The organism is Kitasatospora sp. NPDC051164, assembly GCF_044455625.1.
Classification (GTDB): Bacteria; Actinomycetota; Actinomycetes; order Streptomycetales; family Streptomycetaceae; genus Kitasatospora.
In genome coordinates this window covers 272902-284262 of sequence record NZ_JBITFB010000009.1, presented here as the reverse complement: position 1 = coordinate 284262, position 11361 = coordinate 272902, and the positions used below count along the sequence as shown (strand labels likewise).

Annotated in this window: 7 protein-coding genes, 2 pseudogenes and 1 riboswitch; of the genes and pseudogenes, 2 read left to right on the top strand and 7 right to left on the bottom strand. The window is 70.9% G+C overall.

Going from position 1 to position 11361, the window contains the following annotated elements; translation table 11 throughout:
• Nucleotides 1-97 (top strand): annotated as a pseudogene (locus ACIBEC_RS16370) (ABC transporter ATP-binding protein); the annotation flags it as partial.
• 47 nt (nt 98-144) lie between these two features.
• Nucleotides 145-2703 carry an FtsX-like permease family protein gene (locus ACIBEC_RS16365; RefSeq protein ID WP_360509553.1) on the top strand — a complete coding sequence of 853 codons (2559 nt, stop codon included), beginning with the start codon at nt 145-147 and terminating at the stop codon, nt 2701-2703.
• Nucleotides 2704-2913: 210 nt separating this feature from the next.
• Here ACIBEC_RS16365 and ACIBEC_RS16360 read toward each other — a convergent pair whose 3' ends face one another.
• From ACIBEC_RS16360 to ACIBEC_RS16330, 7 genes and pseudogenes are all read right to left on the bottom strand, one after another.
• The gene (locus tag ACIBEC_RS16360) at nt 2914-4281 is read right to left on the bottom strand and encodes an NAD(P)/FAD-dependent oxidoreductase (protein WP_360509555.1); all 1368 of its coding nucleotides are present in this window, start codon (nt 4279-4281) and stop codon (nt 2914-2916) included.
• A 429-nt stretch (nt 4282-4710) separates the two neighbouring features.
• A complete protein-coding gene (locus ACIBEC_RS16355; protein WP_360509576.1) occupies nt 4711-5646 on the bottom strand; it encodes a Ppx/GppA phosphatase family protein in 936 nt (311 codons plus the stop codon).
• Between the two features lie 152 nt (nt 5647-5798).
• Nucleotides 5799-6332: pseudogene (locus tag ACIBEC_RS16350) on the bottom strand (DUF501 domain-containing protein); the annotation flags it as partial.
• Nucleotides 6304-6780 carry a septum formation initiator family protein gene (locus ACIBEC_RS16345; protein ID WP_360509557.1) on the bottom strand — a complete coding sequence of 159 codons (477 nt, stop codon included), beginning with the start codon at nt 6778-6780 and terminating at the stop codon, nt 6304-6306. The gene ACIBEC_RS16345 and the pseudogene ACIBEC_RS16350, both read right to left, overlap by 29 nt.
• A 200-nt stretch (nt 6781-6980) precedes the next feature.
• On the bottom strand, nt 6981-8267 hold the full coding sequence (eno, locus tag ACIBEC_RS16340; RefSeq protein WP_360509559.1) for a phosphopyruvate hydratase: 1287 nt from the start codon (nt 8265-8267) through the stop codon (nt 6981-6983).
• Between the two features lie 256 nt (nt 8268-8523).
• Complete coding sequence (locus ACIBEC_RS16335; RefSeq protein ID WP_360509561.1) at nt 8524-9423, bottom strand: transglycosylase family protein; 900 nt, start codon at nt 9421-9423, stop codon at nt 8524-8526.
• 5 nt (nt 9424-9428) lie between these two features.
• A riboswitch (cyclic di-AMP (ydaO/yuaA leader) is annotated at nt 9429-9596 on the bottom strand.
• A gap of 251 nt (nt 9597-9847) precedes the next feature.
• Nucleotides 9848-11314, bottom strand: a complete 1467-nt coding sequence (locus ACIBEC_RS16330; protein WP_360509563.1) for a cytochrome P450 — start codon at nt 11312-11314, stop codon at nt 9848-9850.
• Nucleotides 11315-11361: the final 47 nt, after the last annotated feature.

Sequence of the window (11361 nt, the reverse complement as noted above, 5' to 3'; positions counted from 1 at the left end):
CGCCGACGGCCGCATCGTCGACGAACTCCACACCCCCACCGCCGACACCGTCCTGGACCGCATGCGCCGCTTCGACGCCAAGGGCCGCACCAGCTGACACCACGACAGCCCGCAGCCCGCCTCCGACCCCTCCCAGGACACCCCATGTATCGCACCGCACTGCGCAACGTGCTGGCCCACAAGGGCCGACTGCTGATGACGGCGCTGGCCGTCATGCTCGGCACCGCCTTCGTGGCGGGCACCATGGTCTTCTCCGACACCTTCGGCAAGGCCATGCGGGACAGCAACTCCAAGAGCTACTCGGACATATCGGTCCAGGTGGTGGACCGCGCGGCCGGCTCCGCCGCCAGCGCCAAGCAGAAGAGCGAGAGCGGCTCCGCCGCGCTCACCGACGCCACCGTCCAGCAGCTGGCCGCCCTGCCGGGCACCGCCGGCGCCCGTGGCGTGGTGAGCGGCTTCACCGGCGTCGCCGACCACAAGGGCAACCTGATCGGCCAGTTCTGGGCCGCCAAGGGCGCCAACTTCGCGCCCGGCCAGGACGGCAAGGACCCGCGCTACCCGATGGCCGAGGGCCAGGGCCCGAAGAACGGCAAGGAGATCGCGCTCGACCGCAAGACCGCCGACAAGGCGGGGTACAAGGTCGGCGACACCGTGCGGGTGGCCGCGAACGGCCCGGTGGTCGAGGCGAAGCTCACCGGCATCTTCACCACCGACGACCCGGTCGTGAGCACCGGCGGCACGCTCACCCTGTTCGACCGGACCACCGCCCAGCAGCTACTCCTGGAGCCCGGCCGCTACAGCAGCGTCATCCTCACCGCCAAGCCCGGCACCTCCGAGGACGCGCTGCTCGCCCAGGCCCAGCCCAAGGTGCCGTCCGGCCACCAGTTCGACGTCGAGACCGGCGCCAAGCTCAAGGCCGACGAGCAGGAGATGATCACCAAGGGCACCGACAGCATGCGCACCATGCTGCTGGTCTTCGCCTTCATCTCGCTCTTCGTCGGCATCTTCATCATCGCCAACACCTTCACCATGCTGGTCGCCCAGCGCACCAAGGAGCTGGCCCTGCTCCGCGCCATCGGCGCCAGCCGCAAGCAGGTCACCCGCTCGGTGCTGGTCGAGGCCCTGCTGATCGGCACCGTCTCGGCGGTGGCCGGTCTGGCCGCGGGCGTCGGGATCGGCGCGGGGATGCAGTCCCTGATCGGCGGCCTGAACGAGAACATGCCGAGCGGCGCGCTGGTGATCAAGCCGCTCACCGTCGCGGTGACCCTGGTGGTCGGCGTCGTGGTGACGGTCCTGTCGGCCCTGCTGCCGGCCCTGCGCGCCGCCCGGATCGCCCCGGTGGCCGCGATGAGCAGCGGCGACCAGCCGGCCTCCCAGAAGAGCCTGGTGGTCCGCAACACGATCGGCTCGCTGCTCGCCGCCGGCGGTCTGGCCCTGATCGGCTACGGCGCCTCCACCGGTGACGACAGCGGCCGGATGCCGGTCGGCCTGGGCGCCTTCCTGGCCCTGATCGGCGTGTTCGTCCTGCTGCCGCTGCTCTCCCGGCCGGTGGTCGCGCTGCTCGGCCCGCTGCTGCGCGGGCTCGGCGGCACCCCGGGCAAGCTCGCCCAGCAGAACGCGGTGCGCAACCCGCGCCGCACCGCAGCCACCGCCGCCGCGCTCACCATCGGCCTGACCCTGGTCAGCGGTCTCACCGTGATCGGCGCCTCGGTGGGCGACGCGGTCGACCGGGCCGTCACCAGCTCGATGAAGGCCGACTACGTCGTCTCGGCCGCCAACGGCATGAGCCTCTCCGACCAGGTGCCCGGGCAGATCGCCAAGGCGCCCGGGGTGGCGGCCTCCTCGCCGATGACCGCCGCGTACTGGGAGCTCAACGGCACCAGCAAGTCGATCGCCGGCCTGGACGCGGCGAGCTTCGACCAGGTCGCCGACATCAAGCTGACCAGCGGCTCCGCCGCCGCGCTCGGCCAGGGCCGACTCCTGGTGGACGAGGACGTCGCCAAGAAGTTCAACGTCACCACCGGCTCCACGATGACCGTCTCCTACCCGGACGCCTCCACGGGGCAGCTCACCGTCGGCGGCGTGTACAAGACGGGCGGCATGCTCGGCCCGGTCGTGGTGGCCAACAGCGAGATCGCCAAGCACGAGCCGAAGCCGTACATCTCCGACGTCCTGGTCAAGGGCAAGGACGGCGCCACCGACTCGCTCAAGCAGTCGCTCAAGGACGCCACCGGCGCCAACCCGGTGATCGAGGTGAAGTCCAGGCAGGACGTCCGCGACGACTTCAGCCAGACCATCACCTTCGCGCTGAACCTGATGTACGGCCTGCTGGGGATGGCGGTCCTGATCGCGATCCTGGGCGTGATCAACACGCTGGCGATGTCGGTCTTCGAGCGCAAGCGCGAGATCGGGATGCTGCGGGCGATCGGTCTGGACCGCCGGGGCATCAAGCGGATGGTCCGTCTGGAGTCCGTGGTGATCTCGATGTTCGGCGCCGGCGTCGGCCTGGCCCTCGGCTGCTTCATCGCCTGGGCGATCAACGGCACCCTGAAGTCCAGTCTGGCCGGCCTGACCACCGTCCTGCCGTACGGCCAGCTGGCGATGTTCCTGGCGCTGGCCGGGGTGGTCGGCCTGGTGGCCGCGATCTGGCCGGCCCGCCGGGCGTCCAAGCTGGACATCCTGTCGAGCATCAAGACCGACTGACCCCGAGTCCCCACCCGAGCGGCGTCACGGGCGAGCGGGCGAAACAACAGAGCGAGCCCCTGCCGGAGGTCCGGCAGGGGCTCTTCTACTGCTGTACTCCGCCCGGTCACAGGGCCGGCTGAGCACCACGGAGGTCGTGGTCCGGCGACGCTGCCGGGCGGAGGGCCTCCGACTCATACCCCGGTGCTCCCACACCGGGGTCTCAGTCGCTTACTTGCTCGCGAGTTCCTTGTCGGCGGCCGGCTTGGCGGCCTCGACGGGCTTGGTGGGCGGGGTGACCTCCTGGATCGGAAGCTGCGGCTTCTCCATCTGGGAGAGGCCGACCATCTCGCGCTTCAGGAACATCGCGAGCGTCCAGTCGGTGAAGACGCGGACCTTGCGGTTGAAGGTCGGGACCATCGCACCGTGGTACAGGCGGTGGAACCACCAGGCCGGACGGCCCTTCAGCTTGTACTTGCCGAAGAGGATCGCCACGCCCTTGTGCAGGCCGAGACCGGCGACCGCACCCAGGTTCTTGTGCTTGTACTCCTTCTGCGGGAAGCCCCGCATGCCGGAGATCACGTTGTCGCCGAGGACGACGGCCTGGCGGCAGGCGTGCTGCGCGTTCGGCGGGCACCAGGCGCCCTCGCCGGAGGCGAGGTCCGGGACCTGGGCGTTGTCGCCGGCGGCCCAGACGTAGTCGAAGCCCTGGACCTGGAGGGTCGGCGCGGTGTCGACGTGGCCGCGCGGGCCCAGCGGCAGGCCGAACTCGGACAGCACCGGGTTCGGCTTCACGCCGGCCGTCCACACGATGGTGGAGGCGTCCATCTCCATGCCGTTCTTCAGCATGACGTGGCCGTCGACGCAGGAGTCCATCGAGGTCTCGATGTAGACCTCGATGTTGCGCTCCTCGAGCTTCTCCTTGGTCCACAGACCGAGGTCCGGGCCCATCTCGGGGAGGATGCGGTTGGCGGCCTCGACCACGACGAAGCGCATGTCGTCGCGGCTGACGGTCCGGTACAGCTTGGACGCGTCGCGCGCCATGTCCTCGATCTCGGCGATCGTCTCGATGCCGGCGAAGCCGCCGCCGATGACGACGAAGGTCAGGGCCTTGCGGCGGACCTCCGCGTCCGAGGTGGACTCGGCCTTGTCGAGCTGGGCCATGACGTGGTTGCGGAGGCCGATGGCCTCCTCGACCGTCTTCATGCCGATGCCGTTCTCCGCCAGACCCGGGATCGGGAAGGTGCGGGAGACCGAGCCGGTCGCGACGACCAGGTACTCGAAGGGCAGCTCGTAGCTGTCGCCGGCCGCGGGCTGGATCGTGGCGACCTTGCGGGCGTGGTCGATGCCGGTGACGGACCCGGTCAGCACCTCCGCCTGCTTGAGGGCGCTGCGCAGCGGCGCGACGAGGTTGCGGGGCGCGACGTTGCCGCCGGCCGCCTCGGGGAGGAAGGGCAGGTACGTCATGTACGACCGCGGGTCCACGACCGTGACGGTCGCTTCGCCGTAGCGCATCTTCTTGAGGATGCGCATCGCGGCATACAGGCCGACGTAACCACCGCCGACAATGAGGATGCGAGGACGCTCCGTGGTGCTCATATCCGAAAGTATCCAGCACCGTCCGGAGCAGCCTTCGTGAGCCCGGTCACAAGCTCATGGACCCCCCGTGCTACACTGCGCGGCCACAAATCCCGCCCAGGCGTGTGCACTCACACCCCTTCGCGCCCCCTCGCGAACGTGCGCCGGAGCACCACCCTGCTGAGCAGCAACGATCCGTACAGCGCCCGGGTTCCCGCGCATGATTTCGATTTTCAAACCGTGAACGAGCCCTGGCCTGCGATCCAGCGGGCCTCACGCCCGGTAGGCCTTCGGTCCCACAATTCGGACGTAGCGGGCGAGGCGGTGCGGCGAATGACCCGATCGCCATGTGAAGAAATTCACGAACTTTTCCACACGGGCCCGGGCGCGCCCCGGCCCCGGCTCCCCGCAAGGGGCCGCCGGGGCCGGTCGGGTAAGCCCCGCAGCAGGTCAGCTGGCGATACCCCAGGCGATCCCGTCCAGGATGTCGTGCTCGCTCACGACCACCTCGGCGGCACCGGTCCGCTCCATGATCTCCAGCAGCTCCAGCGCCCCGGCCGCGATCACGTCCACCCGGCCCGGGTGCATCGACGGGATGGCCGCGCGCTCGGCGTGGGTCGCGGCCAGCAGCTCGCGGGCGATCCCGGCGACCCGCTCCCGGCTGACCCGCGAATGGTGGATCGCCTCCGAGTCGTAGTCCGACAGACCCTGGGCGATCGCGGACACCGTGGTGACCGTCCCGGCCAGGCCCACCAGGGTGGCCGCACCGGTCAGCGGGACGACCTCCTCGGCCTTGTCCAACTCGGCCCGCACGTGCGCCCGGGCCTCCGCGATCTGCTCCGCGGAGGGCAGCTCGGCGCCGCCGAAGTGCCGCTCGGTGAGCCGCACGCAGCCGATGTCCACCGAGCGCGCCGCCTGCACGTCGTCCGTCCCGAGCACGAACTCGGTCGAGCCGCCGCCGAGGTCGAACACCAGGTACGGGGCCGGGAACTGGTCGCCGGTCAGCTCCTTGGTGGCGCCCAGGAAGGAGAGTCGCGCCTCCTCCTCGCCGCTCACCACCTCGGGCTCGACGCCCAGGATGTCGCGCACGCCCTTGACGTACTCGTCGCTGTTCTCGGCGTCCCGGGAGGCGCTGGTGGCGACGAAGCGGACCCGCTCCGGGCCGACGCCGAAGCCCGAGATGATCTCCTGGTACTCCCGGCAGGCCGCGAAGGTGCGGGCCAGCGCGTCCGGGTGCAGCCGGCCCGTCTGGTCCACGCCCTGGCCCAGCCGGTTGACCATCATCCGGCGGTCGAGGTCGGTGATCTCCCCGGTCTCCGGGTCCAGGTCGGCGACCAGCAGCCGGATCGAGTTGGTGCCGCAGTCGATCGCGGCCACGCGGGTCATGGTCACTGCGACTCCTGCTGCCCCTCGGCGTCCGGCGCGACGTCATCCGCGGCGCGCTTCTTGGCGGCGCGCTCGGCGGTCTTCTGCTGCTTGGCGGCGATCACGGCCTCGTGGTCCTGCTCCTTGGCGCGGTTGCGGGCGACCCGCTCACCGGCGGCCTGGACCTCGGCCGGGGAGACGCACGGGCCCTTGGCCCACCAGTCCTCCAGCATGCCGATCGCCTCGTCGCCGAGCGGGTTGACGCCCTCGCCTGCCGCCAGCGAGTGGCCGACCAGCACGTGCAGGCACTTCACCCGGTCCGGCATGCCGCCGGCGCTCGGGAAGCCCTCCAGCACCTCGATCGCGTCCCGCCGGGCGATGTAGTCCTCATGCGCCTTCTGGTAGGCGGCGGCCAGCTCCGGGTCCTCGGCGAGCCGGGCGCTCTGGTCCTTCATCACGCCGTCCGCCTCCAGGGTGCCGATCAGCGAGGCGGCCTTGGGGCAGGTCAGGTAGTACAGCGTCGGGAACGGCGTGCCGTCCGGCAGGCGGGGGGCCGTCTCCACGACGTCCGGGTTGCCGCAGGGGCAGCGGTGCGCCACGCCGCGCAGGCCGCGCGGCACCCGGCCGAGCTGGGCGGCGATGGCCGCGACGTCGGCGTCGGAGACGGTGGGGTGGTTCTCAGTGGTCATGGGGGGAGGTGTCTCCAACGGAGGACGGTGGGAGCGGAAGGGGGGTGGCGGGTGCGGCGACGTCGGCGGCGTCGACCGAGTCCCAGATGCTGGTGTACCAGGGCTTGGCGGCCATCGCCTGACCGGTCGCCACACCGGTGGCGGGGGCGCCGGCGGCGGACGAGGAGGGCTTGGCCGAGGCCTGGCCCGCCGGGTCCACCGCGATGTACGGGGTCTCCCCCGGCACCGCGTAGTGCAGCCGGGCGCGCGCCTGCGCCTTGACGTACTCCGGGTCCTGCCAGCGGGCCTTGTCCCGGCGCAGCTGCTCGACCTGCTGGCGCGCGTGGTCGGCCTTCGCCCGCTGGGCGGAGATCTCGGCGCGCTGGGAGATGAACTGCCGCGTCGGGTAGGCGAGGATCGCCACCAGCGAGCAGAGCACCAGGACGAGGACGGTCGCCCGGCTCGTGAACCGAGGCCGGGCCGCCAAGCCCGGGATCCTCCAGCCTGCCATCTCCCGTATCCCCTCCTGGTCGCGACGGTGCCCCGCCGTCCACCCTACGGGGTGAAAGGCGGGGCACCGGTCAGGCTGGCGCTCAGCAGCCCTCGTGCTCACTGGTGTGCGGAGCGACTGCGCTTGTCACTCCGCAGCGCGACTGCGCTTGTCACTCCGCGGAGCGACTGTGTTTGTTACTCCGCGGAGCGGAAGCGCGGGAAGGCGCCGCGGCCGGCGTACTCGGCGGCGTCGTCGAGGATCTCCTCGATGCGCAGCAGCTGGTTGTACTTGGCGACGCGCTCGGAGCGGGCCGGGGCACCGGTCTTGATCTGACCGCAGTTGGTGGCGACGGCCAGGTCGGCGATGGTGACGTCCTCGGTCTCGCCGGAGCGGTGCGACATCATGCAGCGGTAGCCGTTGCGCTGGGCCAGCTCGACGGCGTCCAGGGTCTCGGTCAGCGAGCCGATCTGGTTCACCTTCACCAGCAGCGCGTTGGCGGTGCCGGTCTCGATGCCCCTGGCCAGGCGGGCCGGGTTGGTGACGAACAGGTCGTCGCCGACCAGCTGGACCTTGTCGCCCAGCTTGACGGTCATGGCCTTCCAGCCATCCCAGTCCGACTCGTCCAGCGGGTCCTCGATGGAGACCAGCGGGTACGACGCGACCAGGTCGGCGTAGTACTCGATGAGCTCGGTGGAGGTGAGCGCCTTGCCCTCGAACTGGTAGGCGCCGTCCTCGTAGAACTCGGAGGCGGCGACGTCCAGGGCCAGCGCGACGTCACGGCCGGGCACGTAGCCGGCCTTCTGGATGGCCTCGGTGATCAGGTCCAGGGCCTCGCGGTTGCTGTCCAGGTTCGGCGCGAAGCCGCCCTCGTCACCGAGGCCGGTGGACAGGCCACGCTCCTTCAGCACGCCCTTGAGGGTGTGGTAGACCTCGACGCCCCAGCGGACGGCCTCGGAGAAGGACTCCGCGCCGATCGGCGCGATCATGAACTCCTGGATGTCGACGTTGGAGTCCGCGTGCGAGCCACCGTTGAGGATGTTCATCATCGGGACCGGCAGGACGTGCGCGTTCGGGCCGCCCAGGTAGCGGAACAGCGGCAGGTCGCTGGCCTCGGAGGCGGCGTGCGCGACGGCCAGCGAGACGCCCAGGATGGCGTTGGCGCCGAGCGAGGACTTGTCCGGGGTGGCGTCCAGGTCCAGCATGGCCTGGTCGATCAGGCGCTGCTCGGTGGCGTCGTAGCCGACCAGCTCCGGGCCGATCTGCTCGATGACGGCCAGGACGGCCTTCTCCACGCCCTTGCCGAAGTAGCGGTTCTTGTCACCGTCGCGCAGCTCCAGCGCCTCGAAGGCGCCGGTGGAGGCACCCGACGGGACAGCGGCACGACCCGTGCTGCCGTCGTCGAGGCCGACCTCGACCTCGACCGTGGGGTTGCCGCGCGAGTCGAGGATCTCACGGGCTACGACGACATCGATGGACGGCACGAGGCATCTCCTTGCGGAAGCAGGTCCGGCTGACGGTGGTGCTGTCAGCAGGACGATTGCGGAGTCGTTACGGACCAGAGCCTAGCCGCCCAGGCTCCGGGGGCCACGTCCGCCTCGGTCTCGTCTCAGCGTGTGGCCCCGCTACCCACCAGTAGTTCACCTGCTTGTCCCAGCTTGTCCCACTGAAGTGGGCGAATGCGGACGAAGGGGGCCGGCGGGCCCAACCCCCTTCGCGCGTCGGCCTTCACACGTCAGCTCAGCCGAGGTGCAGCACCTGGCCGGGCAGGATCAGGTTCGGGTCGCCGCCGACGGTCCCGTGGTTCTGCTCGTACAGCGCGTGCCAGCCGCCGGACACGCCCTGCGCGGCGGCGATGGTCGACAGGGTGTCACCGTCGCGGACGGTGTAGTCGTGGCCGGCCGCCGGAGCGGCCTGCGGCGCGTACTGCTGCTGCGCGGCCTGCGGGGCGTACTGCTGCGCGGCGGCGTGGCCCGCGTACTGCTGGTAGACGCTCTGGTGGCTGGTCCAGTACCAGGCGCCGTTGTTCTGGTACCAGTACACCTTCGCGTCCGCGTCCCAGCCGCCCTGGCCGGAGAGGCCGTGGGCCTGCGGCTGCGGCTGCGGGGCGGCCTGCTGCACCGGCTTCTGAGCGGGCTTCTGCGCGGCGGGCTTCTGGGCAGCCGGGTTCTGGGCCGGCTTGGCGGCGGGCTTCTGGGCCTGCTGCGCGGGGGCGGACTGCGGCTTGGCGTCCGAGGAGGTGTCGACCGCGGCCGGGGCACCGCCCTTGCTCAGGCCCGCCTTCTTCGAGCAGACCGGCCAGGCGCCCGGGCCCTGCGAGGCGAGCACCTTCTCGGCGACCGAGATCTGCTGCGCCCGGCTGGCCTGGTTGGCCTGCGGCGCGTACGCGGTGCCGCCGTACGCCTTCCAGGTGCCGGAGGTGAACTGCAGGCCGCCGTAGAAGCCGTTGCCGGTGTTGATGCCCCAGTTCCCGCCGCTCTCGCACTGGGCGACGGAGTCCCAGGCGGAGGCCGGTGCGGCGGAGGCGCCGGTGGCGGTGAGGAGAGGCATCGCGAGTCCGACGCCGGCCACACCGGCGACGGCGATGGCCTTCTCGGTCTGGGTACGACGGCGGTGACGACCGGTTCCAACGAACAGCATGAAGAGGTCCCTCTCCGCACGCCTGCGAGGTGAGCTGTCGGGTTCGGACCGGGAGGTGGCCCGGCCGCCGTACGCGGAAACGATTCCGCTCAGGCGGCTTCACCCCAAGCCGTGGGAAACGGCAACAAACCTGGTTCCCCCGCCCCTGCCCAGGGTTCTGGTCGGTTTCCCGTGACGCGGCGGGCAGGATTCGGCGTTCCGCGCACGAGGTCCGCAGCTGCGAACTCCAGGGAGAGTAGACAGATCCTCAGACCAATCACAAGCTCATATCACCGATATCACACAGAAATTACGGCGCGTGCCCGATCGCCTACCAACGGCGCCGCTATGTCCGGATTGATGGGCGTTCACACCTGAACCGGAGGACTCCGGGCGACGTTCCGTCAGCGTGTCGCCCGGCGTTTCGTCATCTTGTGTCAGTTTGTCAGGGGCGCATAAGGGGTGTCGGGGGCGTATGCGGAGGCGTATGCGGAGGCGTATGCAGGGGCGTATGCGGGGAGCGACTCTCCGGACTGAATTCGACCGGAAGTTCCCGCAGTCCACGCATGATCAGACCGCCGCGCCAGCGCAGATTCTCCGGGCTTTCCGCGAGCCGCAGATCGGGCAGCCGGGAAAGCAGTGTGGCCAGGGCGGCACGCCCTTCCAGGCGGGCCAGCGGGGCGCCGATGCAGTAGTGGATGCCGTGCCCGAACCCCAGGTGGGGATTGTCCGTCCGCGCCAGGTCCAGGGTGTTCTCGTCCGCGAACCGGGCCGGATCGCGGTCCGCGGCGGCCAGCACCACCAGCACCGGGTCACCGACCGGGATGTCCACCCCGCCGATGGTCAGCGACCGCGTCGCGAACCGCCAGGTCGCCATCTCCACCGGCCCGTCGTAGCGCAGGAGTTCCTCGATCCCCGTCTCCAGCAGCGCGTGCTCCCCGCGCGCCACCGACTCCTGCAGCGACCGGCGCTGCCCCGGATTGCGCAGCAGCGCGTACATCCCGTTGCCGATGAGGTTCACGGTCGTCTCGAAACCGGCGAAGAGGAGGATGAAGGCCATTGCCGCGGCCTCGTTCTCGGTCAGGTGCTCGCCGTGGTCGCTCGCCCGGATCAGACCCGAGATCAGGTCGTCCCCGAGGTCCGCCCGCTTGCGGTGGATCAGCTCCAGCAGGTACGCCCGCATCCGCTTCACCGCTCGCCCCACGCCGCCGCGTTGGCCGCCGCCGTGGCGGATCATCATGCCGGCCCAGTCGCGGAAGTCGTCCTGGTCCTCGGCCGGCACGCCCAGCAGGTCGCAGATCGCGTAGATGGGGAGCGGGAAGGCGAACTCGTGGATGAGGTCCGCCGAACCGCGCTGCGCGAAGCCGTCGATCAGCCGGTCCGTGAGCTGCTGCACCCGCGGCTCGAACTCGGCCACCCGGCGCGGGGTGAACGCCTTCGACACCAGTCGGCGCAGCCGCGTGTGGTCCGGCGGGTCGATGTTCAGCAGGTGCGTCATCAGGTCCGCCTGCCGCTCCCCCGGGATGCCCACCCGGCCGGTGCGGTGCGCCTGCTCGCTGTGGTGCGCCGGGTTCTTCGACAGCCGGCTGTCCGCGAGCGCCTGCCGGGCGTCCGCATACCTGGTCACCAGCCAGGCCTCGACACCGCTCGGCAGCTTGGTGCGGTACACCGGGGCGTGCTCGCGCAGCCAGGCGTAGGCGGGGTACGGATCGGTGGCGAACTCCCAGGTGAACAGCTGCGGAGCGGCGGCGTCGGGCTGCTCGGGGTCGTCGGACGGCGCGGCGGCCGGCTGCGCGGCGGCGGGCTGGGCGGGGTCGTCGGACGGCGCGGCGGCCGGCTGCGCGGCGGCGGGCTGGGCGGGGTCGTCGGACGGCGCGGCGGCGGGCCGGGCGGAGTCGGGCTGAGCTGGCATGGGTCGACCGTATCCGGTGGGTGCGCGCCCCCCTTCCTCAACGGCTC